Genomic DNA, 23,800 nt, shown 5'->3' with positions numbered 1-23,800 from the left:
CGCTTCCAATTGTTGGGAAGACCGCCCTAATTAGCTTGCCTCGCGGCGCCGGCCTTCCTCGCCGCCGCGCTGGGCGAGGCGGCTGCGGTGCAGCGCGAACAGCTCCAGCACCTTGTCGGCCGGTTTTGCGGCACTGAACAGATAGCCCTGCATCTCGGAGCAGCCGAGCGCACGGAGCAGGCGCTGCTGCTCCTCGGTCTCGACGCCCTCGGCCGTGGTGGTCATGCGGCGGGCGGCAGCTAGGTTGACGACGGCCTGCACGATGCTGGCGGAGCCGTCGGGACCGGCGATGTCGCTGACGAAGCAGCGGTCGATCTTGATCTTGTCGAACGGGAAGCGGTGCAGATAGCTCAGCGAGGAGTAGCCGGTGCCGAAATCGTCGAGCGCGATCCGCACGCCGATGGCGCGGAGCTGATGCAGGATCGCAAGCGCGGTGTCGTCGTCACGGATCAGCACGGCCTCGGTGATCTCGAGCTCGAGCCGGCTCGCCGGCAAATTTGAGGCGGCAAGGGCCGCCATGATCTTCAGTGCCAGCGTGCCGCTCTTGAACTGCACCGGCGAGACGTTGACGGCGAGGCGGATGTCGTCGGGCCAGTTGGCGGCATCGCGGCAGGCCGTGGCCAGCACCCATTCGCCGATCTCGTTGATCAGGCCGGTGTCTTCGGCGATCGGGATGAACTCGGCCGGCGAGACCATGCCGCGCTCGGGATGGCGCCAGCGCACCAGCGCCTCGCAGCCGGTGATGCGGTCGTCCTTCAGGGCGAGGCAGGGCTGGTAGTAGACCTCGAGCCCGCCTTCGAGCCCGCCTTGGGCGATGGCGTGGCGCAGATCGATCTCGAGCTGCCGCCGCTCGCGGACCTTGGCGTCCATCTCCGGCTCGAAGAAGCGATAGGTGCGGCGTCCGGCGGCCTTGGCGGCATACATCGCCATGTCCGCGTTCTTCAGGATTTGGTCCAGCGCGGTGCCGTGTCGTGGCGCCAGCGCGATGCCGATACTGGCGTCCGTGGTGAGATGATGGCCCATGCAGTCGAACGGCGCGCGGATGGCCTGGAAGATCCGCGCGACGAGCTCGTTGATCTGCTCCAGCGACGTCACCGCGCTCTGTACGATGGCGAATTCGTCGCCGCCGAGCCGCGCTACGAAGTCCGCAGGACCTGCGCATTGGCTGAGGCTCGTCGCGATCGATTTCAACAGCTCGTCGCCGACGAGATGGCCGAGCGCGTCGTTGACGCCCTTGAACTCGTCGATGTCGATGTAGTGCACCGCGATCTCTTCGCCTTCGGCGATGGCGGCGAGCTCCGCGCGCAGATGCTCGTGGAACATGGTGCGGTTGGGCAGGTCGGTCAGCGCGTCGTAGTGGGCGAGGTGGGTGATCCGCTCCTCGATGCGCCGGCGCTCGGTGATGTCTTCGTGGGTCGCCACCCAGCCGCCGTCCGCGAGCGGCTCGTTGAGGATGTGGATCGAGCGCCCGTCGGAGGTGTCGACCACCATGGAGTTACGCACATGGATGTCGCGCAGCACACGGACGACATAGTCGCCGATGTCGCCACTGAACGAGCCGGTCGCCTTGCGGTGGACAATGATGTCGTGGAAGCTGGAGCCGGGCTTCACCACCTCAGCTGACAGGCCGTACATCTCGATGTAGCGCTGGTTGCAGATCACCAGCCGCCGCTCGGCGTCGAACAGCAGCAGGCCCTGCGTCATGTTGTTGACGGCGCGGTCGAGGCGCTGCTTCTCCAGCGTCAGCCGCTCGCGGGAGGCGCGGTGCTGCTCCAGCAGCTTGCGCACGATCGCGATCAGCACGCCCGCGATGGCGAGCGCGGAGGCGCCCGCAACCGAGATCAGGATGCCGATCTGCTCGCGCCAGTCGGTCAGCGCCGCCGCGCGCGTCGTGGTGGCCATCATCAGGATCGGGAAGTGGGGCAGGGCGCGCGAGGAGATCAGCCGGTCTTCTCCATCGACGGGGCTCATGATGCGGCCGGCGAAGTGATCGAGCCCGAAGATCCTCTGCTGCTCGAACGGGCCGGTCTTGAAATTCCTGCCCATCTGCTCGCTGGAATGGGGATAGCGAGCGAGCAGCGTGCCGTCGCGATGCAGCATCGAGATCGAGGCGCCTTCGCCGAGCACGACGGAGGCAAAGAACTTCTCGAAATTGGCCGGTTCGATGCCGCGTCCGACCACGCCCATGAACTCGCCGTTCGGTCCCACGATCTTGCGCACGATCAGAATGGTCCAGGCGCCGGAGACGCGGCTGTGCACCGGCTCGATCAGCACGTTCGGCGAGTAAGGATCGTATTTGAAAGTGCGAAAATAGGCGCGATCGGCGACGTTCACTTTGGGGGCCGGCCACGCCGTCGAGGAGTTGATCAGATTGCCTTCGGCATCGATGATGTTGACGCCGCCCATGTAGGGCAGCGCCTCGATCTTCGAGCGCAGCATCCGGTGGACGTCCTGGCCGGAGAGGCGTTTGCGATAGTCCTCTGCGCTTGCGATGCCGGTTGCGCGGACGTGGTCGACGAAATCCTTCTGGATGACCGCGAAATCCTGCAACTGCTGATCGAAATGATGAGCGAGCAGCAGGACGGTGTTTTCCAGCTCGCGCCCGCTGTTGCGCAGCGCACGCTCTCGGAAATTCTGCGCCATCAGGACCGAGCCAATGGCGATGGCCGCGATCAGCAGCGTGCCGCCCACCACCAGCCAGCGGATCGGTCCGCTGCGCACGAAGACCTGGTCAAAGAGGCGACTGCCGTATTTCGTCATCTTGTCGATCGTTGCCGCGCACACGTCAGGATCGAGTCTTGATCCCGAGAACATCCGTTGGTTTACGGAAACGGTGTGGAGGCGGAGTTAGGAAGCGCGGTTAATGCGACATGAACGGCCGTGTACAAAAGCAATCGATGCGCGCGACGCAAGACGTGCAGGAATTGCCGGAAGCTCTCGCGATGCCGGTCAATTCCTGCCGGTCGTGCCACGGTCAACCAAGGCTTAACCATCTAAGATGTTGGCGATCCACACGTCGGCATTGGCACGTGATTTGCGAACATGCCTGCCAACGACACAGAGAGGACTGGACGATGACAAACACCTTGAAGAGCTTCCTCGCCGACGAGCGTGGTGCAACCGCGATCGAATACGGCCTGATTGCCGCCGGCATCGCGCTGGCCATCATTTCCGTCGTGAACGGCATGGGCTCCAAGCTCAACGCCAAATTCGGGTCGATCAGCTCTTCGCTGCGCTGATCGCGCGAGCTCCGCTGCGCGCCAGTATCGTCATCACGATCAGCGCCGCGACGACGTTCGCGGCGGCGCTGATCAGGATCGGCAACGTATAGCTGTGGTTGACGTCATAGGCGAAGCCGGCCGCGCTCGGGCCAACCAGCGTTCCGAACGCCACGCTGGTGTAGAGAATGCCGATGATGCCGCTGACGTTGCGTCCGCCAAAATAGTCCATGACCACAGCGGGCAGCACCGCGACCCAGCCGCCGTAGAACACGCCGTAGACGAAGGCAAAAGCGGCGAGGGTCCAAACATCGTCGGCGACGGCCCAGATCGCCATCGCGAACGCCATTCCGACCAGGACCATGATGAGCGAGCGATCGCGGCCCATCCGGTCGGCGAGCGCGCCGAGAAAGAAGCGGCCTGCGGTGCTGCCGGCCCCGATCACGCCGAGCAGCAGCACCGCAGAGGACGCCGCGACCCCGTGGTCGCGCGCGTAAGGCACGAGATGGACGAACGGGACGAAGGCGCCGAACGAGCAGACCAGACACGACACGTAGAGGGCGACAAACCGCGTCGACCGGACAGCATCGCGCACCGAAGCGCCGCCGGCATTGCTTGCGCCCGCGGCCTCGCGAGGCGGATCGCCGTCGGGTCCGAGGCCGCGGTGCTTCGGATCGTTCTCGATCAGCAGCGACGCTCCGCCGCCCAGCGCCAGTGCGATCACGCCCAGCACCAGATAGGCGCCGCGCCAGCCCACCGATGCGATCAACAATGAGGCGAGCGGCGGCATCGCCAGCGTACCGAGCCCGATGCCGCTCACCGCGAGCCCGGAGGCGAAGCCGCGGCGCTTGACGAACCAGCGTTGCACCGCGCCGATCGCGGGAACATAGGCGCAGCCGAGGCCGAGGCCGACGCCCAGCCCGTAGGCTAGATAGACCTCGACAAGGGAACGTGCCGCGCTCGCCGCCGCAAGTCCGACCGCGATCAGGATCATGCCGGCTATGGCCAGCGGACGCGAGCCGAGCCGGTCGGCGAGCGGACCGCTGACGAGCCCGAGCGCGAAGTACAGAAAGCCCGCAATCGAAAACACGAGCGAGATCGAACCGCGCGAGGCGCCGAAATCGCGCTGGAGCGGCTCCAGAAATGCGCTGAACGTGTAGGCGGAGCCGAAGCCGACGAACATGACGGCAAATGCCGCCGCGACGACGAACCAGCCATGGAAAATGCTGCGCTGAGCGAGCGTGGATTGAATGGTCAATGCTGCCTCCGCGAGCTGATGGAAGGATGGCGACGATGCCAGGACGTGGCCCGCTGGAACGCCGCGCCGGCGCGCACGAGCATGGCCTCGTCGAGATGAGCGGCGACGAGCTGAAACGCGATCGGCAGTCCGTCTGCCGATGCACCACCCGGTAGCGTGATCGTGGGATGACCGGTCATGTCGAACGGGCAGGTGTAACGCTGCAGCTTCGCGATCAGATCCGGCTGCTCGCCGAGCGTCTGGATCATGGCGAGCGTCACCGGCGGGAACGGGTGTACCGGGATCAGCAGCAGGTCAATGGTCTCGAATAACGCGGTGACGCGGCCGCGCAGAGCCAGCCGCCGCAGCAGGATCTTCTGATAATCGAGAGCGGAGTGCGCGCGACCGGCCTCGATCAGCGAGGCGAGCATCGGGCCATACTCGTTCTTGCGGGCAGGATAGGTCGCCTCGTGCGCGACCGCAGCTTCCACCGCGCAATTCGGTGTCCAGTCGGCAATTGCCTGCTTTACGTCGGGAAATCCGACATCGACGATGTCGGCGCCAAGCGCGCGGAACGCATCGATGGCGTCTGCCAGCACGTGCTGTGTCGTAACGTCCACGTCGTCGCTGTTCCAGGCGGCATCGACGCCGATCCGCAAGCCCCGCACGTCCTGTGTGGCCGCGGCCAGATAGTCGGGCAACGGATCGAACAGCGAGGTCGGGTCGTTGGGGTCGTGTCCGGCAATGACGCCGAGCAGCGCGCCCGCATCGGCCGCGCTGCGGCCGATCGGTCCGACATGGTCGAGCGTCGCGGCCAGCTCGAACGCTCCGTGTCGGCTGACGCGACCCCAGCTCGGCTTCAATCCAGTCAGACCGTTGGCGGCGGAGGGCCAGCGGATCGAGCCGCCGGTGTCGGAGCCGAGCGAGCCGAAGCAAAGCCCGGCAGCGGTTGCGACCGCCGAGCCACTGGACGAAATGCCCGGCCAGTAACTCGCATTCCACGGATTCTTCGGCGGCGTCACCAACGGATGGTGATCGGAATAGGCGCCCTCGGTGAGTTGCAGCTTGCCGAGTATCACGGCACCTGCGTCCTTGAGCCGGCGCACGACGGTTGCGTCTGCGCGGGGACGAAAGTCGCGGTGAAGCGTGGTGCCGGCCGCCGTCGCAATGCCCTTGGTCCAGAACAGGTCCTTGAGCGCAATCGGCACGCCATGCAGCGGGCCCCGATACCGGCCTTGTGCGATTTCGGCGTCCGCGGCTTTTGCCTCGGCGATGGCCGTTTCCGCCATCACATGAACGTAGCTGCCGAGATCCCGGTCCATGGCGTCGATACGGTCGAGTTGCGCGCGCGTCACGTCCAGCGCGGAGATGTCGCGCGCCTTGAGGCGTGCTGCGAGCGCGGTGAGTTCGAGATAGTGCAGGGCGTCGGTCATCGGCGCGTGGTCTCCGGTCTGGTGATCGCAATGGGTGCTCGATCCCGAAGGATTCGACACCAGTATAATTAGGATACAGGTGTCGCTTGCTGTCAACCAGTAAATCTGTTTTACTGGTGTTCCAATCTTTGGTGTTCCGATGTCGAAAGAGTCACGCAAATTCCAGGTTCCCGACACGCTGGCGAACGTCTACGATTTCGCCAACACGCTCGATGTTCGCCACTTCACCCATTTCGGCGTGGAGCATCCGGAGAGCGATGAGCTTGGCGGGCCGAAGGAACTTGCGGACTGGATGCGGGAACGCGGCCTTGGCGCCGAGGGCGGGCGTGTTACGCCCGCGATGTTTGAGACCGCGCTAAGACTGCGCGGCGCCTTGCGCGCCTATCTGCAATGTGAGCCCATCGAGCGGCCCCGGAACAGGAGCGTTCTCGGCACTCTCAATGAGGCGCTCGCGCCGTTTCCGTTGCGGGTGGAGGCGCGCGCAGGCCGTGGCGCGATGCTGTCGGCCGCGCGCGAGGATGCGCTCGCAGGCCTCTCGACCATCGCGATCGAGCTTCATGACGCAACGCTTGTGGGAGCGCTGGATCGGCTGAAGATGTGCGCGTCGGAGGAATGCCGCCGGGTGTTCTTCGACCGGTCGAAACCATCGACGCGGCGGTGGTGCATGTCGACGCTGTGCGGCAACCGGATGAAGACGCGTGCCTATCGCGAGCGGCAGCGCGAGGCGAAATAGATCACGGGGCGCTCAGGCGCGGTAGTGCCCCGACTTGCCGCCGAGCTTCTCGACCAGATGGATGCCTTCGATGCGCACGCCGCGTTCGACCGCCTTGATCATGTCGTAGATGGTGAGGCAGGCGACCGACACCGCCGTGAGCGCCTCCATCTCGACGCCGGTCGGGCCCGTCACCTTCACGCTGGCGCGGACGAGGCAGCCTGGCAGTTTCGCGTCGGGCTCGATGTCGACCGTGACCTTCGACAGCGCGAGGGGATGACAGAGCGGGATCAGCTCCGAGGTGCGCTTGGCCGCCATGATGCCGGCGATGCGCGCGGTGCCGAGCACGTCGCCTTTCTTGGCGTTGCCCGAGACGATGAGATCAAGCGTCGCCTTGGTCATGATGACGTGGCCTTCGGCGACAGCGAGCCGCTCGGTCGCGGGCTTGTCCGATACGTCCACCATCCGCGCCTCGCCGGAGGCGCCGATATGGGTGAGGGCAGGGCCGGCTTTCGTCCTGGATTGCCTGGTCTTGGCGGACTTGCGCGCCATGTCAGCGCGTACCCGTCGCGCGCGGCGCGTTCTCGCGCGCGAGCAGCGTGCGGGTGGCGGCGGTCACGTCGGCCTGGCGCATCAGGCTCTCGCCGACCAGGAAGGTCGACATGCCGACGCGCTCGAGCCGGGCGAGATCGGCGGGCGTGAAGATGCCGCTCTCGCCGACCATCAGCCGTTCCGCAGGGATCAGCGGCGCCAGCGTCTCGCTGGTCGCGAGCGTGGTCTCAAAGGTGCGCAAATTGCGATTGTTGACGCCGATCATCGGCGAACGCAGCTTCAGCGCTCGGTCGAGCTCGGCGCGGTCGTGGATTTCGATCAGCACGTCCATGCCGTAGGCGAGGGCGGCGTCCTCGAGATCCTTGGCGGTGGCATCGTCGAGCGCGGCCATGATGATCAGGATGCAGTCGGCGCCATGCGCGCGCGCTTCGATCACCTGATAGGTGTCGAACATGAAATCCTTGCGCAGCACCGGGAGCGACGTCGCCGCGCGCGCCGCCACCATGAAGTCGAGATGGCCCTGGAACGAGGGCGTGTCGGTCAGCACCGACAGGCAGGCCGCACCGCCAGCCTCATAGGCCCTGGCGAGCAGCGGCGGATCGAAATCGGCGCGGATCAGCCCCTTCGACGGCGAGGCTTTCTTGACCTCGGCAATCAGCGCGTAGTCGCCGTTGGTGTGCTTGGCCTTGATCGCGCGCACGAAGCCACGTGGGGCTCCTTGCGCCTTGGCCTTGGCCTCGACTTCCGAGAGCGGCTGCGCGCGCTTGGCGGCTGCGATCTCTTCGCGCTTGTAGGCTTCGATCTTGGTCAGGATGTCCGACATGTCAGGCTCAGCCGTTCGAGACCGCGATCAGATGCTTCAGCCGCGCGCTCGCCGCGCCGCTGTCGAGCGACTTCGCACCGATCGCAACGCCCTCCTTGAGGTCCTTGGCGCGCCCGGCCACGACCAGCGCAGCGGCGGCGTTGATCAGCGCGACGTCACGATAGGGGCTCGGCTTGCCGTCGAGCACGCTCTGCAAGGCGATCGCATTGGCGTCGGCGTCGCCGCCCCTGAGCGCACCGGGATCGCAGCGCGGCAGGCCGGCGTCCTCCGGCGTCACCTCGAAATTCCGGATCTCGCCATTGTGGAGCGCGGAGACGAAGGTCGGGCCGGTGAGGGTGATCTCGTCGAGGCCGTCGGAGCCGTGCACCACCCAGGCGGATTCCGAGCCGAGGTTTTTCAGCACCTGCGCCAGCGGCTGCACCCATTGCCGCGAGAACACGCCGACCATCTGGCGCTTGACGCCGGCCGGGTTCGACAAGGGGCCGAGCAGATTGAAGATCGTGCGTGTCGCGAGCTCGACCCGGGTCGGGCCGACGTTCTTCATCGCCGGATGGTGGGCAGGTGCGAACATGAAGCCGATGCCGCATTCGCGCACACAGCGGCCGACCTGCTCGGGCCTGAGGTCGATCTTCACGCCGAGCGACGCCAGCACGTCGGCGGCGCCCGACCGCGACGACAGCGCACGGTTGCCGTGCTTGGCCACCGGCAGGCCGGTGCCCGAGACGATGAAGGACGCGCAGGTCGAGACGTTGACCGAGCCGGAGCCGTCACCGCCGGTGCCGACGATGTCGACGGCGTCCGCGGGCGCGTCGACTGTGAGCATCTTGGAGCGCATCGCCGAGACCGCGCCGGTGATTTCGTCCACGGTCTCGCCGCGCACCCGCAGCGCCATCAGGAGGCCACCCATCTGCGACGGCGTGGCCTCGCCGGACATCATGGCGTCGAAGGCGGAAGCCGCTTCGTCACGCGACAGGCTGGCGCCGGTCGCCACTTTTCCAATGATCGATTTCAGGTCGTCCATCGCGTGCTTTCAACTCACTGGTTCGCGCCGGTCACCTGCGCGAAGGCGGCCTGATTAATGGTGGTCCCGATGTCGGTTTCAAGCTTGTTGACGTAGGAGGCGACCTGCTCGTCGGTCAGCGCGCGGTCGAGGCTGTCCTTCAGCTTCTTCACCGCGTCGGACGCGGCGTCGACCGCGGGTTCGACGATGTCGGTGACGCGGAAGACGATCACCTCGCTGCCGCCGCTTACGGCGGTCTGTCCGACCCCGTCCTTGGCGGTGCGGAAGGCGGCCGCAACGACGTTGGCGGGCACGCCGGCGGGCGAGTCGTCGCGCTTGAAGCCGGAGGCGGTCTCGACCTTGGCGTTGATCGCGGCGGCCTCGTCAGCGAGCTTGCCGCCCTGTTCGAGCTTCTGCACCATCTCGGTCGCCTTGGTCTTCAGCTTGGCGGCGATCTGGTCCTGGCGCCAGCGCGCCTCGACCTGGTCGCGCACCTCGTCGAGATTGCGGTCGCGCGAGGGCGTGATGGCGAGCACGTCGTACCAGACATAGCCGCCCTTGAACGAGATTGCGTCGTTGTCGACGCCGACATCGGTATTGAAGGCCTGCGACACCACGTCGAGGCCCTGCGGGATGCTGGTGACGGACTGGCCGTTCGGGGCACGGCCGGAGCGGTCGACAGCGTCGATGGTCACGGCAGCGAGGCCGAGCTTCTGCGCCGCGTCGATCACGCTGGCGCCGCCGCCGCGCTCGTCTTCCATCTTGTCGCGGAGATCGCTGACCTTGACGCGGGCGCGCTCGGTGGCGATCTCGCGCTTGATGTCGCCGACGAGGCTGGCGTAGTTCGCTTCACTGCCCGGTTCGATCTTGTCGACCTTCACGATGGACGTGCCGAGACGCCCCTGGATCGGCTGGCTGATCTCGCCTGCGGGAAGCGCGAAGGCGGCATCGCCGACCGCGGGATCGAGCGACGATTTGGTCACGAGCCCGAGGTCGACATCGGAGCTGCTCAGCCCGCGCTCCTTGCCGAGGTCCTCGAACGACATCCCGCCGGCGAGACGCTCGCGTGCCGCCTGCGCCTCGGCGACGTTGGGGAATACGATCTGATGGATCTGGCGCTTCTCCGGCGTGCCGAGCCGGTCCTTGCGCTGGTCGAACACCTTCTTGGCGTCCTCGTCGGAGACCTCGCTCCACTTGCCGATCTCTTCCGGCGAGACCACCACGAAGGAAATCTTGCGATATTCGGGCGCGCGGAACTGGACCTTGTGATCCTCGAAATAGGCGGCGAGGGCTTCGGGCGAGGGAGCGTCGATGGTGCCGGCCTGCGCGGCGTCGAGCCTGACGAATTCGATCGCGCGCTGCTCGCTTTGGAAGCGCGTCAGCACGTCGATCATGGCCTTCGGCGGTTCGAGGCCGGCGCCGATCGTGCCGGTGATCTGCCGGCGCAGCGACACCTTGCGCTGCTCGGAGACGTAGCGCTGCTCGGTATAGCCGAAATTGCGGATCACGGCCTGGAAGCGGTTCGGATCGAAGGCGCCGCCGACGCCCTTGAAGTTGGGGTCGTTCATGATGACCTGGCGGATCTGCTCGTCGGACTGGCCGAGCCCGAGCCGGCGGGCTTCTTCGTCGAGGGCGGCTTCCGCGATCGTCTGCTGGAGCACCTGGCGGTCGAGGCCGAAGGCACGCGCCTGGTCAGGCGTCAGCGGCCGGCCGAACTGGCGGCTGATCTGTTGCAGCCGGTCAGTATAGGTCTGCCGGAACTCGTTCAACGAAATCTCGGTGCTGCCGACCTTGGCCACCGTGGACTGCCCGAAGCCTTTGAAGATGTCGGCGATGCCCCAAACGCCGAAACTGATGATCAACACGCCCATCACCACGGCCATAATGGTTTTGCCGAGCCAGTTTGATGAGGCCTTGCGCATTCCTCGAAGCATTTGGTCCAACTTGTTTGGCAGGAGGGGAACGGGAGCGCGTCTTAATGCAGATTCCGCAAAAGCGCGTCACCAAATTGATCAATCATCATAAAGTGGCGGCTTTCCCCCCGCAACCTCGGGCCTTGGGCGGCGCGGTCCTTCGACGCTGCGGTTAAAAGCCCTTTAGCTCTCTGGAACTGCCGCGACAGCTCTGCTAGCGCATGCACAAACCTCATTTTGCTGGAAATTGACATGACCGACGCCATCCGACCGCTGATCGCCGGCAACTGGAAAATGAACGGCCTCAAGGGCTCGGCTGCCGAATTTGACGCCATGCTCAAGGGCGCGGCAGATGTGGCCGCCAAGGCCGATTTGCTGGTCTGCCCGCCGGCGACCCTGATCGCGGCCTTCGCCGACAAGGCGCGCGGCAGCAAGGTCGCAGTGGGGGCACAGGATTGCCACCCCAAGGCCTCCGGCGCCCATACCGGCGATATCGCTGCCGAAATGCTGGCCGATGCCGGTGCGACCGCCATCATCGTCGGCCATTCCGAGCGTCGCGCCGACCACGGCGAGGGCGATGCCCTGATCCGGCAGAAGGCCGAGGCCGCCTGGCGCGCCGGCATCACGGCGATCGTATGCATCGGTGAGACCCAAGGCCAGCGCGATGCCGGCCAGACCCTGGACATCCTGCGCGGCCAGCTCGACGGCTCGCTGCCGGACGGCTCGACCGCCGCCAACCTGGTCGTGGCCTATGAGCCGGTCTGGGCGATCGGCACCGGCCTGACCCCGACGGCCCAGGATGTCGAGCAGATTCATAGCTTTATCCGGGAACTCCTGACCTCCCGGTTCAGGGCGGCCAGGATGCGCATCCTCTATGGCGGCTCGGTCAAGCCATCGAACGCGGCCGAGCTGATGTCCGTGAAAAACGTCAACGGCGCGCTGGTCGGCGGCGCCAGCCTGAAAGCGGCCGATTTCCTTGCGATTGCGAAGGGCTGCCCCTAGCTAAGTTCAAAGCGCGGCCGTGGCCGATCGGGGGGTGGCAATGCCTCTTCCGATCGTGTAACACCGCGCAACTTCAGGAAAACCCGCGAAGCGCGATCGGCCGCCGTCTCGGCGCTGTCGGCTTGTGACGGAAGGACACTATGCAGACTGTTGTCATCGTCATTCACCTCATGATCGTCGCCGTCATGATCGGCGCCGTCCTGCTCCAGAAGTCGGAAGGCGGCGGCCTCGGCATGGGCGGCGGCGCGGGCTTCATGTCGAGCCGGGGCACCGCGAACCTTTTGACGCGGACCACCGCGATCCTGGCTGCGGGCTTCTTCCTCACCAGCCTGTTCCTGTCCTGGCATGCCGGCTACAGCCGTGCACCTTCGTCGATCATCGGCGCACCGGCGTCGCAGGGGCAGCCGGCCGGCGGATCGCCGATCGCCCCGCCGACCTCAGGCGGCATTCTGGATTCGCTGAAGAAGGCGGACGAGCAGCAGCAGGCCCCGGCTCCGACCGGCCCGCAGGTGCCTCGCTCGCAATAAAGCAGGGGGGCCATGCAGGGCGGCCGCTACCGTCCTGCATCAATAATCCCCATCAAGACACTGTCACCACTCTTAGTTTTGGCTCACCCACAGGCCCGCGAAATATTTCGGGCGGAATACGAATCGCTTTGGCGAATCGAATTCGAGGGATTAGAGGTTAGGTCCCATGGCGCGGTACATATTCATCACCGGCGGCGTGGTTTCTTCGCTCGGCAAGGGTCTGGCTTCAGCGGCACTCGGTGCCCTGTTGCAAGCCCGGGGCTACAAGGTCCGCCTCCGCAAGCTCGACCCCTATCTCAACCTCGATCCCGGAACGATGTCGCCGTATCAGCACGGCGAAGTGTTCGTGACCGATGACGGCGCGGAGACCGATCTCGATCTCGGTCACTACGAGCGCTTCACCGGCCGGCCTGCGACCAAGCAGGACAACATCACCACCGGGCGCATCTACCAGGACATCATCTCCAAGGAGCGCCGCGGCGATTATCTCGGCGCGACCATCCAGGTGGTTCCGCACGTCACCAACGCCATCAAGGAATTCGTCCTCTCCGGCAATGACGATTACGACTTCGTGCTGGTCGAAATCGGCGGCACCGTCGGCGACATCGAGGGGCTGCCGTTCTTCGAGGCGATCCGCCAGCTCAAGAACGAACTGCCGCGCGATCACGCCATCTACATTCACCTCACGCTGCTGCCTTACATCCCGAGCGCGGGTGAACTGAAGACCAAGCCGACGCAGCACTCGGTGAAGGAGCTGCGCTCGATCGGCATCCAGCCGGACATACTGCTCTGCCGTACCGACCGCGAGATTCCGAAGGAAGAGCGGCGCAAGCTCGGCCTGTTCTGCAACGTGCGCGAGAGCGCCGTGATCGAGGCGCGCGACGCCGACAGCATCTACGCGGTGCCCGAAGCCTACCACGTGGCGGGCCTCGACGACGAAGTGCTCGCCGCCTTCGGCATCGGATCGCGAATCCCGCCGGAGCTCAAGAGCTGGCAGCAGATCAACGAGCGCATCCGCAATCCCGAGGGCAACGTCACCATCGCCATCGTCGGCAAATATACCGGCATGAAGGATGCGTATAAGTCGCTGATCGAGGCGCTCTCGCATGGCGGCATCGCCAACAAGGTGAAGGTCAATCTCGACTGGATCGAGAGCGAGATCTTCGAGAAGGAAGATCCGGCGCCGTTCCTCGAGCATGTCAACGGCATTCTGGTGCCCGGTGGCTTCGGCCAGCGCGGCGCCGAAGGCAAGATCCGCGCGGCGCAGTTCGCGCGCGAGCGCGATGTGCCGTATTTCGGCATCTGCTTCGGCATGCAGATGGCGGTGATCGAAGCCGCGCGAAACCTCGTCGGCATCGAGGACGCCAACTCCACCGAGTTCGGCCCGACCAAGGAGCCGCTGGTCGGCCTGATGACCGAATGGCTGCGCGGCAACGAGCTCGAGAAGCGCTCCAAGGCCGGCGATCTCGGCGGCACGATGCGTCTCGGCGCCTATCCCGCGGCGCTCAACCGCGGCAGCCGCGTCTCGAAGGTCTATGGCGGCGCGACCGAGATTTCCGAGCGCCACCGCCACCGCTACGAGGTCAACACCGCCTACAAGGACCGCCTCGAGCAGCACGGGCTGAAATTCTCCGGCCTCTCGCCCGACGGCGTGCTGCCGGAGATCGTCGAGTACGAGGATCATCCCTGGTTCATCGGCGTCCAGTTCCACCCCGAGCTGAAGTCGCGGCCGTTTGAGCCTCATCCTCTCTTCGCCTCGTTCATTCAGGCGGCGATGGTGCAGTCGCGGCTGGTGTGATGCCTCAGGGCGCGGCGGTGTAGTCGCGCACGAGGTGCATCGGCGCCGGCGCGACCGGCATTGAAGCATCAGGCGCAAACGATTCTGTGACGATCTTCATCTGCGGCCGTCGCGTCAGCTTGTAGACGGCGGCCGGCGGCACGTTCAGCAAGGCGCGATCCACCAGCTTTGCGCGCAAACCCAGCCGGTCGAGCACTGGCCGCGGCACCGGGCAGCTCATCCCGTAGGTGAACTGATAGAACGCGCCTCCCGGGCGGACGTGACGGAACGCACCGCCGATGATGGAGACGACCTTGCGCGTCGACATATTGAGCAGCGGCAGGCCGCTGACCACGGCGCCGACCGGCGCGCCGTCATAGAGCCGCTCCGTCGTGAGCCGCCCTGCATCCATCCACAACACGCGCGCGCCAGGAAAACGTATTTGCAGGAGCTTCGTGAAGTCCGAACCGTATTCGATCAGCGTGAGATCCTGCTGGCGCACGCCGCGTTTCAGGAGCTTGTAGGTGAAAGCGCCGGTGCCGGGGCCGAGCTCGAGGATCGGGCCGGTCGTTGCGGTGATCTCGCGGGTGATGAGATCGGCTAGGGCAGCGCCCGAGGGCGCGATCGCGCCGACCCGCCGCGGGGCCGACATCCAGGACAGGAAGAATGAGAGGAAATCATTGGGCATGCGCACTCCGGCATTTCGATTGCGCCTCGCAAATCAGAGGTGAGGCGGTCGAAGAGTCGCCTGAGCGCATTGCGACAGCATTGCGCTTGAGACGCAGAGACGAATTGAATCAGCCCTGTTGCAGGGGTGGCAGCGTCATCCTGAAGCACGCACCGCCGTTCGGTCCGTCCAGGACCGAAACGTGACCGCCATGCAGGAGCATGATCTCGTGCACCATGTTGAGGCCGAGGCCTGCGCCGCGATCGAGCGGCGTGAGCCGGTAGAACGGCTCGAAGATCAGCTCGCGCTGATCGGGCGGAATGCCCGCGCCCTCGTCGGTGACTTCGATGCTGGCGGGGCGGCTGACGCGAATGACGATCGTGCCGCGGCGAGGGCCGTGCTGGATGGCATTCTGCACGAGGTTGGTCAGCGCGCGTTCGAGCGCGGCCGCGTCGCCGAGCACGTCGATCCGCGCCGCCGGTGCGTCGAAGGACAGCTCATAGCCAGCCGCGATCGCCAGCGGTGCGAGGTCGGCGGCAACGCCTTGCGCGACGGAGACCAGGTCGACCGCCACGAATGGATGCCCGCAACGGTCGAGCCGCTGGATATCCAGCAATTGCTCGGCAAGCGTCGCGAGCCGCGCCGCATCCTCGATCAGGCGGGTCTTGTCCGGTCCTGACGGCAGCGATTCCAGCCGCGTGTTCAGGATCGCGATCGGCGTACGCAGCTCGTGTGCGGCGTCGGCAACGAAGCGCTTGTGGCGGGCGTAACCCTGATCGAGCCGCGCCAGAGCGTCATTGACCGCGGCCACGAGCGGCACGACTTCGAGCGGAATGTGCTCCACCGACAGCCGCGCGCCGCGCTGATGGATATCGATCCGCCGGGCCTGGTCTGCCGTCGCGTCCAATCCTCTGAAAGCGCGCTGCACGACCATCGGCGTCGCGATGAACGTCGCGGTCCCCATCAACAGCAGGCCGGGGAGCGCGATGCCCAGCAACACGAGCGACGTCGTGAACACCGCCTTGGCGCCGCTGAGTTTCCCCTGCGTCGCCGTGATGACCTGCACGTTGCCAGCGGCCGTGTCGATGCGCTTCAACCGCGCCGCCGGCTTGCGTGGGTCGTCCTCGAAGAGCTGCCAGCCGAGCCGCGCCTGGCTGATCTGGTCGAGGGCGCCGCCGATCCCGGCGAATTCAGCCGGCACGGAGCCTTCACTGAGCGAATGCCCCTGCCTGTCGCGAACCAGCAGCCAGAGGTCGGGGGTCTCCTCGCGCAACGCTTTCAGCTCAGCCGTCGGCCGCAGCGCCAGGCCGCCCGCTGCGTCGCGCGCGAGCGCGCTCTGTACGACGTCGATCACGCGATCTTCGTCCCGTTGGACCAGCACGAAGCCCGTAGCGCACAGCGCGCCGATGATGACGACGACCAAAGCGACGAACAGCGCGGCCTGGAGCGAAAGCAGGCGCCAGCTCAGCCGAGAGCGCAGGCAATATGGGTCGGCGTGCCTGCTCACGGCAGTTTCTTCAGGAGATAGCCGACGCCGCGGATGCCGTGGATCTCCACGTGCGCGTCGGCTTCGGCAAGCTTGCGGCGCAGCCGCGAGACATGCGTGTCGAGGGCGTTCGACTGGATTTCGTCGTCGAAACTGTAGACCGCTTCCTCCAGCGCCGATCGCAGCACGGTCCGGCCCATGCGGCGGACCAGGGCTTCCAGCACAAGGAGCTCCCGCCGCGGCAGTTCGAGCGGAGTCCCGTCGACGCTCGCCTCGCGATGGCCGAAGTCGAAGGCGAGGCGGCCGGCGCGAATGATGTCGGGCTGAAGCCCGGCGGGCCGGCGCAACACCGCGCGCAGGCGCGCCAGCAGTTCCTCCACCGCGAATGGTTTGGCCAGATAATCATCCGCCCCGCGGTCGAGCCCGGCGACGCGATCGGCGAGCTCGCCGCGCGCCGTCAACACGATGATCGGCACACCGTCGGCGCGCGCTCTCAGTTTCGGAATCAGGGCAAGACCGTCGCCGTCGGGCAGCTGGCGATCGAGCAGCACGGCGGCGTGCACGTCGGCGGAAATCGCCTCTTCCGCCTCGGCGAGCGTTGGCACGTGATCGACGATCATGTCGTACCGCTTGAGCGCCGAGGCCAGCGCTCCGGCCATCTCCGCTTCATCCTCGACGAGCAAAATCCGCATGATCCGCACCTGAGCCTCAACCTAAGCATTGTAGCGGCAGTATCATTGCGGCAGCATTGCGGGAACCGGGTGCGATCGGGGCCGGCAGCCATGCGCCAGACGCCGCGGGCCGCATCGGGCAGGGCCGGAGACACCGTCACGGCCAGCCGCTATAACGCCCGACGTCATCAGGGAGGAACAGGAATGATCTATGAAATGCGCATCTACCGTTGCGTGCCCGGCCGCCTGCCGGCGCTCTTGAAGCGGTTCGAGACGGTAACCCTGAAGCTCTGGGAGAAGCACGGCATCCGCCAGGCCGGGTTCTTCACCACGCTGATCGGCGACTCCAACCAGGAGCTGACCTATTTCCTGGCGTGGGAGTCGCTCGCCGAGCGCGAGAAGAAGTGGGGCAGCTTCATGACCGATCCGGACTGGATGGAGGCGCGGGCCAAGTCGGAAGCCGACGGCCAGATCGTCGGCAACATCGTCAGCCAGATCCTGACGCCGACCGCCTTCTCGTCGGTGAAGTAGGGCATTCCCGGCACAGGGAGCCTTTCGAGGAACCTTGGCGCAACCCTGATATTCGAACGGCCCGGGCCGGATGGGGTTGATCCGCCCCTCATCGCCGCTATGGTCGCGGCGAAACGAGGGAATTTGCCTTGAGCTCTTCGAATTCAGCAGCGCCGGTCGTCACCATTGGCACGGTCAAGTTCGGCAATGATCTGCCGATCTCGATCATTGCAGGACCCTGCCAGCTCGAAAGCCGCCAGCATGCGCTGGAGGTGGCCTCCGCGCTGAAGGAGATCGCCGCGCGGCTGAAGATCGGCCTCGTCTACAAGACCTCGTTCGACAAGGCCAACCGCACCAGCGCGTCCGCAGCACGCGGTCTCGGGCTCGCACAGTCGCTGCCGATCTTCGCCGAGATCCGCGCCTCCCTTGGCTTGCCGGTCCTGACCGACGTGCATGACGCCGCGCAGTGCGCCGAGGTGGCGCAAGCCGTGGACATCCTCCAGATCCCGGCCTTCCTGTGCCGGCAGACTGATCTGCTGCTGGCGGCCGCCGCGACGGGCAAGGTCGTCAACGTCAAGAAGGGGCAATTCCTCGCGCCCTGGGACATGGCCAATGTCGTGACCAAGATCACGACCGCAAACAATCCCAATGTGCTCGTCACCGAGCGCGGCGCCTCGTTCGGCTACAACACGCTGGTCTCTGACATGCGCGCGCTGCCGATCCTGGCGCGCACCACCGGCGCGCCCGTGATCTTCGACGCCACCCATTCAGTGCAGCAGCCGGGCGGGAAGGGGACGTCCTCGGGCGGCGAGCGTGAGTTCGTGCCGGTGCTGGCGCGCGCCGCCGTCGCGGTCGGCGTTGCCGGCGTCTTCATCGAGACCCATCCCGACCCTGATCGCGCGCCCTCGGACGGGCCCAACATGGTGCCGCTGCGCGATTTCGAAGGACTGATCCGCACGCTGATGGCATTCGACGCGGTGACGAAAAGCACAACGCGCTGATGTCCCAGCCTGCGATCGGGCCGTCGTCCGACCAGAAGTTTCCGCCCGCGATCAATATCATCGCGCTCGCGAGCTTCTCGGCGGCGTTGTCCACGCGTGCGCTCGATCCCGTCCTGCCGCATGTCGCTGAGGATTTTTCGATCAGTATTACGACGGCCGCCAGCATCGCGGCCGGCTATGCCTTGATCTACGCGCTGGTTCAGCCGGTGATCGGAGCGGCTGCCGATCTGTTCGGCAAGGCGCGGTTGATGACACTGTGCCTGGCGCTGCTTGGCGTTTCCTGCATTCTTGGCGCGGTCGCGACCACCTTCTCGGGCCTGTTCGCGAGCCGCATCCTCGCCGGGATCGCCTCCGGTGGCGTGTTTCCGGTCGCTCTCGGCCTGACCGCCGACCTCGTAGCGCCCGCCAAGCGGCAGGTCGCGATCGGCCGCACGCTTGCGGGATCGATGACGGGCAATCTGCTCGGTGCGACCGCCTCCGGCATCATCGGTGAACTCATCGGCTGGCGCGGTGTGCTCATGATGCTTGGCGCGCTCGGCCTGATCGCGGCCGTTGCGGTGGCCGCGGGCTTTCGCGGTGCCGCGCTGACGGCGCAGCCGAAGACCGATCTGAAGGCCTTGCGGCAGGGCTACCGGACCATCTTCGCCAACCCCAACACGCGCTACTGCTATTCGGCGGTCTTCGTCGAGGGCTGCTGCGTATTCGGCCTGTTTCCGTTCATCGCCGCGCTGCTGTTCGATCTCGGCGAGAAGTCGCCGTCGATCGCGGGCATCGTGATCGCGGGCTTTGCGATCGGCGGACTGTTCTACACTTTCACGGTCTCACGCTTCCTGCCGTGGCTCGGCGTCAAGGGCATGATGATTGCGGGCGCGGGCCTCGTCGGACTGCAACTCGGCGTGCTCGCCTTCGGTCCCGGATGGAAGCTGCAATTCGCCAGCATGCTGGCGATGGGCTGGGGTTTCTACATGATCCACGGCTGCCTGCAGGTGTTTGCCAGCGAGCTGTCGATCGGGGCGCGGGCAACGGCGATGTCGCTGCATTCGTTCTTCTTCTTCATGGGGCAGACCGTTGGCCCGATCGCCTATGGCCTTGGCCTCCAGCACGGCGGCAAGGTGCCGACCCTGCTCGCGAGCGCTGCGATCATGGTGGTGCTGGGCCTCGTCTGTGCCCGGCTGCTCAAGCCGCGGGCACCCTCGGACGCGCGGGTCTGACGGGAGTATCGAACCCTGTCGTCAGCGGCGAACGAGACCGGCCGCGCCGCGTCCGGCGTGCTGAAGGCCGCCGCCAACCTGTCGCGCCAGTCGACCTCGCTGACGTCGGAGGTCGACGGCTTCATCAGCAAGGTGAGGGGCGGTGACGTAACGCGCGCACCGAACTCACCTGGTTGAGCCGGTCCAGCGGAGCGCTGCGCTATTTCGCTCCACCAGCCGCGATCGGCTCCATGCCGCTCGCGATGATCGCTTCGCTGGCTGCGGGTGAGGCGAGGAACTGGATCAAGGCACGGCCGGCCTCGGGCTCCTTCGAACCGGCCGCGATCCCGGCCGAGAAGATCGTGATCTTCTGCAATTCGTTCGGTAGCGGTCCGACGATGTCGATGCCCTTCACGGGCTTCAGCTCGCTGATCTGCTGGAAGCCGAGCTCGGCCTCGCCGTGCGCGACGATCTCGCCGACGGGTGTTGCGGGAATCTTGCGTGCCTTGTCCTTCATGACGTCGGCGATGCCGAGCTTGTCGAACATCTCGGTCGAGACGTAGACGCCGCTGGCGCTATCGGAATAGGCGATCGTCTTGGCCGCCAGCAGCGCGCGCTTGACCGCCTCCACCGAGCCGATATCCGGCTTCGGCGCACCCGATTTCACGGCAACGCCGATCGGCGATCTGGTGAGATCGACCTGGCTGCCGGCCTCGACCTTGCCCTTGCCGGCGAGGTCGGCGAGGGCATAGCCCACCATGATCAGGACGTCGGCGGGTTCGCCGCGCTCCAGCCGGACCGGGATCGCATTGGTGGTCGTCCCCATCGACGGCCCATATTCCGTTAGCACTTTGTTGCCGGTGGCCTTCTCGAATTCCGGCACGAGCGCCTTGTAGGCAGCCGTCAATCCGCCCGAGATCATCACATGGACCTCGGCAGCTTCGGCCGCGCCGGTCAGCCACAGGACGGTTAGAACGCCGAAGGCAATGTTGCGGAATGTTGCTGATATCGATGTCATCGTCATTCGTCTCCAACTAACCCCGTCCGCGATACGGTGCGACGCCTTGCTCCGGCACCCACAATCCCTTCGGCACGCGGCCGGTCTGCCAGAACACGTCGATCGGGATGCCACCGCGCGGATACCAGTAGCCGCCGATGCGCAAGAACTTCGGCTTGATCTCGCTTGCGATGCGCTTGCCGATCATGACGGTGCAATCCTCGTGGAATGCGCCGTGATTGCGGAAGCTCGCGATGTAGAGCTTGAGCGACTTCGACTCCAGCAGCCACGGGCCGGGGGCGTAATCGATCATCAGATGCGCGAAATCCGGTTGTCCCGTGACCGGGCAGAGCGAGGTGAATTCCGGCACGGTGAAGCGCACCAGATAGTCCGTGCCGTTTTGCGGATTGGGCACGCGGTCGAGTTGGGCTTCTTCCGGTGTGTGCGGCCATTCGACCGCGCGCCCGAGCTGGAGGGATTTTTTCGCCATCGTCGTCACATCCTGTTCGAGCATGATCCGGATCCGGAGGGCCGCGTTAGCGCAAAGTGGGCACCGGTTTTCCGAAAGATCATGCTCAACTAAAAAACCGGAGCGCGATAAGATCGCGCTCCAGAGGGTGTCGGGATGGACGCAAATGTCGCCGTCGTCAACCAGCCGCGATCGTCTGGATCACGACGATCCGGTCGTTGCCGGACTCGCAGCCCCAGAGCTCGCCCGGGCGGCCGTCGAGCTGGCGCACATTGGCATTGGCCTTGTCGCTGGCGAAAACGTTGAACCGCTCGGTCGTGGGATCGAAGCGGACAATGGCATTGGCGGAGAAATCGGTGAGCCAGACCTTGTCCCTGTCGTCGACATAGACGGCATAGGTACGGGGGCGATCGCCCGGCAGCTTCCAGGTTTTCCAGGAGCTGTTGGCGGGATCGTGCACCGAGACGTGACCGCTGTTCCACTCGCTGACCCAGATCCGGCTTTGCGAATCTGACCAGACCCGCCGCGACCCCTGGCTCGGCGTCGGCGGCTCGACAATGGCGGCATTGCCGGTCGCAAGATCAATCTTCGCGATATGGCTGCCGGCCAGCGAGGCGTATCAGACCTCGCCCTTGGGCGTCACGGCGATGCCGTAGGGGCCAACACCCCTGGGTGCCCTGAACACGTCCATCTCGCCCGATCCCGGCTTGAGCCGACCGTAATAGCCGGACTGGCCGGTGAACCAGTAGGTACCGTCCTTGTCGAACACGCCGGTGTTGAGATTGGCGTAGGCGAATTTTTCGGGCAGGCGGAATAGCGTGACCTTGAGATCGCCGGGATCGACCCGGGCGATCGCGTTCTGGCCGCCCTCGGTGATCCAGGGGGCACCGTCGGGGCCGATCGTCACGCCGTGCGGTGCGGCGCCCTGGCCGAGGCTGACTGTCTTGAAACTGCCATCCCGGGGGTCGAGCCTGCCCAGCATGCCCTTGCCCTGCGCCGTGAACCAGACCGTGCCGTCGCGAGCGGGCGCGAGGTCGTGCAGGCCGATGCCGGCGCTGATGGGGAAGTATTTTGCCCGGAACGGGCCTTCCTGCGCAAAACTTGGGCGGACGGCGAGGAGGGCGGCGCTCGAGGCAAGAAACTGGCGGCGGTTCATGGCGTTACCCCGACTGTTTCAGATTGAGGTTGGACGCGCAGAGCAGGCGACTTCAAGGATAGTCCGAGCCCGCTCACGCGTCAGTCGAAGCACGCCGTCCAAGCGTTCACATTTGCTTGCGGCCCGTGTAAGACCCCCGGCACCGATCAGCCCTAACGAACGGAAGTGCACATCATGACCGCCATCATCGACATCATCGGCCGCGAAATTCTCGACAGCCGTGGCAATCCCACCGTCGAGGTCGACGTCGTGCTGGAAGATGGTGCGCTCGGCCGTGCCGCGGTGCCGTCCGGTGCCTCCACCGGCGCCCATGAGGCGGTGGAACTGCGCGATGGCGACAAGGCCCGCTATCTCGGCAAAGGCGTCACCAAGGCGGTCGGCGCCGTCAATGGCGAGATCTTCGAGGCCCTGAGCGGCCTCGATGTGGAGCAGCAGGCCCAGATCGACCAGATCATGATCGATCTCGACGGCACACCGAACAAGAGCCGGCTGGGCGCCAATGCCATCCTCGGCGTCTCGCTCGCCTGCGCCAAGGCAGCCGCGAACTCGCTCGACATGCCGCTCTATCGTTACGTCGGCGGCACCTCGGCGCGTCTCTTGCCGGTGCCGATGATGAACATCATCAATGGCGGCGTGCATGCCGACAATCCGATCGACTTCCAGGAGTTCATGATCCTCCCCGTGGGCGCGTCGTCCTTTGCCGAGGGCCTGCGCTACGGCGCGGAGGTCTTCCACACCCTGAAGTCCGAGCTGAAGAAGGCCGGCCACAACACCAATGTCGGCGACGAGGGCGGTTTCGCCCCGAACCTGCCGTCGGCGGACGCCGCGCTCGAATTCGTCATGAACGCGATCGGCAAGGCCGGCTACAAGGCCGGCACCGACATCGTGATCGGCCTCGACTGTGCCTCGACCGAGTTCTTCAAGGACGGCAAGTACGTCTACGAAGGCGAGGGCAAGACCCGCTCGATCTCCGAGCAGGCCAAGTACCTCGCAGACCTGGTGTCGCGCTATCCGATCGTGACCATCGAGGACGGCATGTCGGAAGACGACATGGACGGCTGGAAGGAGCTCACCGACCTCATCGGCAAGAAGTGCCAGCTGGTCGGCGACGATCTCTTCGTCACCAACGTCAAGCGCCTGGCCGAAGGCATCAAGGCCGGTCGCGCCAATTCGATCCTGATCAAGGTCAACCAGATCGGCACGCTGACCGAGACGCTCGCGGCCGTCGAGATGGCGCACAAGGCCGGCTATACCTCGGTGATGTCGCACCGCTCCGGCGAGACCGAGGATTCCACCATCGCCGACCTCGCGGTCGCCACCAATTGCGGGCAGATCAAGACCGGCTCCCTTGCGCGTTCCGACCGCACCGCCAAATACAATCAGCTCCTGCGCATCGAGCAACAGCTCGGCAAGCAGGCGCTCTACGGCGGCAAGGCGGCATTGAAGGCGCTGGCATAAG

21 protein-coding genes and 1 pseudogene are annotated in these 23,800 nt (G+C 65.7%); 9 read left to right on the top strand and 13 right to left on the bottom strand.

What is annotated here, in order from left to right; genetic code table 11:
- Positions 1 to 30: 30 nt before the first annotated feature.
- Positions 31 to 2,760 carry an EAL domain-containing protein gene (locus OWC48_RS39900; RefSeq protein WP_282524948.1) on the bottom strand — a complete coding sequence of 910 codons (2,730 nt, stop codon included), beginning with the start codon at positions 2,758 to 2,760 and terminating at the stop codon, positions 31 to 33.
- Between the two features lie 314 nt (positions 2,761 to 3,074).
- On the opposite strand from OWC48_RS39900, the gene OWC48_RS39895 reads away from it, so the two are divergent.
- Positions 3,075 to 3,239, top strand: coding sequence for a Flp family type IVb pilin (locus tag OWC48_RS39895; RefSeq protein ID WP_248877797.1), 165 nt, complete (start codon positions 3,075 to 3,077; stop codon positions 3,237 to 3,239).
- On the opposite strand, the gene OWC48_RS39890 is transcribed toward OWC48_RS39895, so the two are convergent.
- Positions 3,220 to 4,476 carry an MFS transporter gene (locus tag OWC48_RS39890; protein WP_282524916.1) on the bottom strand — a complete coding sequence of 419 codons (1,257 nt, stop codon included), beginning with the start codon at positions 4,474 to 4,476 and terminating at the stop codon, positions 3,220 to 3,222. The genes OWC48_RS39895 and OWC48_RS39890 overlap by 20 nt on opposite strands.
- A complete protein-coding gene (locus tag OWC48_RS39885; protein WP_282524915.1) occupies positions 4,473 to 5,888 on the bottom strand; it encodes an amidase in 1,416 nt (471 codons plus the stop codon). The genes OWC48_RS39890 and OWC48_RS39885 overlap by 4 nt, the downstream gene beginning before the upstream one ends.
- Positions 5,889 to 6,027: 139 nt before the next feature.
- On the opposite strand from OWC48_RS39885, the gene OWC48_RS39880 reads away from it, so the two are divergent.
- Complete coding sequence (locus OWC48_RS39880; RefSeq protein ID WP_282524914.1) at positions 6,028 to 6,621, top strand: CGNR zinc finger domain-containing protein; 594 nt, start codon at positions 6,028 to 6,030, stop codon at positions 6,619 to 6,621.
- 12 nt (positions 6,622 to 6,633) lie between these two features.
- Here OWC48_RS39880 and moaC read toward each other — a convergent pair whose 3' ends face one another.
- Genes moaC through OWC48_RS39860 form a run of 4 tightly spaced genes read right to left on the bottom strand, consistent with a single transcriptional unit; the run spans position 6,634 to position 10,909 of the window.
- Positions 6,634 to 7,152 (bottom strand): cyclic pyranopterin monophosphate synthase MoaC, encoded by a 519-nt coding sequence (moaC, locus tag OWC48_RS39875; RefSeq protein WP_282524913.1) that lies wholly within the window; start codon positions 7,150 to 7,152, stop codon positions 6,634 to 6,636.
- Between the two features lies 1 nt (position 7,153).
- The gene (gene trpC, locus OWC48_RS39870; protein WP_282524912.1) at positions 7,154 to 7,975 is read right to left on the bottom strand and encodes an indole-3-glycerol phosphate synthase TrpC; all 822 of its coding nucleotides are present in this window, start codon (positions 7,973 to 7,975) and stop codon (positions 7,154 to 7,156) included.
- A 7-nt stretch (positions 7,976 to 7,982) separates the two neighbouring features.
- The gene (gene trpD / locus OWC48_RS39865; protein ID WP_166341966.1) at positions 7,983 to 8,996 is read right to left on the bottom strand and encodes an anthranilate phosphoribosyltransferase; all 1,014 of its coding nucleotides are present in this window, start codon (positions 8,994 to 8,996) and stop codon (positions 7,983 to 7,985) included.
- Between the two features lie 14 nt (positions 8,997 to 9,010).
- Positions 9,011 to 10,909 (bottom strand): SurA N-terminal domain-containing protein, encoded by a 1,899-nt coding sequence (locus tag OWC48_RS39860; protein ID WP_282524911.1) that lies wholly within the window; start codon positions 10,907 to 10,909, stop codon positions 9,011 to 9,013.
- A 231-nt stretch (positions 10,910 to 11,140) separates the two neighbouring features.
- Here OWC48_RS39860 and tpiA point away from each other — a divergent pair, with 231 nt between their 5' ends.
- The 3 genes from tpiA (at position 11,141) to OWC48_RS39845 (ending at position 14,215) form a co-directional block, all read left to right on the top strand.
- Positions 11,141 to 11,890, top strand: coding sequence for a triose-phosphate isomerase (gene tpiA / locus OWC48_RS39855; protein ID WP_282524910.1), 750 nt, complete (start codon positions 11,141 to 11,143; stop codon positions 11,888 to 11,890).
- Positions 11,891 to 12,030: 140 nt separating this feature from the next.
- On the top strand, positions 12,031 to 12,417 hold the full coding sequence (gene secG / locus OWC48_RS39850) for a preprotein translocase subunit SecG (RefSeq protein ID WP_282524909.1): 387 nt from the start codon (positions 12,031 to 12,033) through the stop codon (positions 12,415 to 12,417).
- A gap of 166 nt (positions 12,418 to 12,583) precedes the next feature.
- Positions 12,584 to 14,215, top strand: a complete 1,632-nt coding sequence (locus tag OWC48_RS39845; protein WP_282524908.1) for a CTP synthase — start codon at positions 12,584 to 12,586, stop codon at positions 14,213 to 14,215.
- A 4-nt stretch (positions 14,216 to 14,219) separates the two neighbouring features.
- On the opposite strand, the gene OWC48_RS39840 is transcribed toward OWC48_RS39845, so the two are convergent.
- From OWC48_RS39840 to OWC48_RS39830, 3 genes are all read right to left on the bottom strand, one after another.
- The gene (locus OWC48_RS39840) at positions 14,220 to 14,882 is read right to left on the bottom strand and encodes a class I SAM-dependent methyltransferase (RefSeq protein ID WP_282524907.1); all 663 of its coding nucleotides are present in this window, start codon (positions 14,880 to 14,882) and stop codon (positions 14,220 to 14,222) included.
- A 109-nt stretch (positions 14,883 to 14,991) separates the two neighbouring features.
- Positions 14,992 to 16,368: a HAMP domain-containing sensor histidine kinase gene (locus OWC48_RS39835; RefSeq protein ID WP_282524906.1), complete on the bottom strand. Its 1,377-nt coding sequence runs from the start codon at positions 16,366 to 16,368 to the stop codon at positions 14,992 to 14,994.
- On the bottom strand, positions 16,365 to 17,039 hold the full coding sequence (locus OWC48_RS39830) for a response regulator transcription factor (protein WP_282524905.1): 675 nt from the start codon (positions 17,037 to 17,039) through the stop codon (positions 16,365 to 16,367). The genes OWC48_RS39835 and OWC48_RS39830 overlap by 4 nt, the downstream gene beginning before the upstream one ends.
- A gap of 183 nt (positions 17,040 to 17,222) precedes the next feature.
- Here OWC48_RS39830 and OWC48_RS39825 point away from each other — a divergent pair, with 183 nt between their 5' ends.
- The 3 genes from OWC48_RS39825 (at position 17,223) to OWC48_RS39815 (ending at position 19,740) form a co-directional block, all read left to right on the top strand.
- Positions 17,223 to 17,549 (top strand): NIPSNAP family protein, encoded by a 327-nt coding sequence (locus OWC48_RS39825; protein ID WP_282524904.1) that lies wholly within the window; start codon positions 17,223 to 17,225, stop codon positions 17,547 to 17,549.
- Between the two features lie 128 nt (positions 17,550 to 17,677).
- Positions 17,678 to 18,529: a 3-deoxy-8-phosphooctulonate synthase gene (kdsA, locus tag OWC48_RS39820; RefSeq protein ID WP_282524903.1), complete on the top strand. Its 852-nt coding sequence runs from the start codon at positions 17,678 to 17,680 to the stop codon at positions 18,527 to 18,529.
- Positions 18,529 to 19,740 (top strand): MFS transporter, encoded by a 1,212-nt coding sequence (locus OWC48_RS39815; protein WP_282524902.1) that lies wholly within the window; start codon positions 18,529 to 18,531, stop codon positions 19,738 to 19,740. Before kdsA ends, OWC48_RS39815 begins: the two co-directional genes overlap by 1 nt.
- Before the next feature lie 199 nt (positions 19,741 to 19,939).
- On the opposite strand, the gene OWC48_RS39810 is transcribed toward OWC48_RS39815, so the two are convergent.
- From OWC48_RS39810 to OWC48_RS39800, 3 genes and pseudogenes are all read right to left on the bottom strand, one after another.
- Positions 19,940 to 20,737 (bottom strand): substrate-binding domain-containing protein, encoded by a 798-nt coding sequence (locus OWC48_RS39810; protein ID WP_282524901.1) that lies wholly within the window; start codon positions 20,735 to 20,737, stop codon positions 19,940 to 19,942.
- Between the two features lie 16 nt (positions 20,738 to 20,753).
- On the bottom strand, positions 20,754 to 21,230 hold the full coding sequence (gene queF, locus OWC48_RS39805) for a preQ(1) synthase (protein ID WP_282524900.1): 477 nt from the start codon (positions 21,228 to 21,230) through the stop codon (positions 20,754 to 20,756).
- Between the two features lie 133 nt (positions 21,231 to 21,363).
- Positions 21,364 to 22,341, bottom strand: a pseudogene (locus OWC48_RS39800) (SMP-30/gluconolactonase/LRE family protein).
- A gap of 174 nt (positions 22,342 to 22,515) precedes the next feature.
- On the opposite strand from OWC48_RS39800, the gene eno reads away from it, so the two are divergent.
- A complete protein-coding gene (gene eno / locus OWC48_RS39795) occupies positions 22,516 to 23,799 on the top strand; it encodes a phosphopyruvate hydratase (RefSeq protein ID WP_028149603.1) in 1,284 nt (427 codons plus the stop codon).
- Position 23,800: the final 1 nt, after the last annotated feature.

The sequence above is a fragment of the Bradyrhizobium sp. Arg816 genome, from assembly GCF_029989365.1.
GTDB lineage: Bacteria > Pseudomonadota > Alphaproteobacteria > Rhizobiales > Xanthobacteraceae > Bradyrhizobium.
This window is presented reverse-complemented; position numbering and strand designations above follow the sequence as displayed.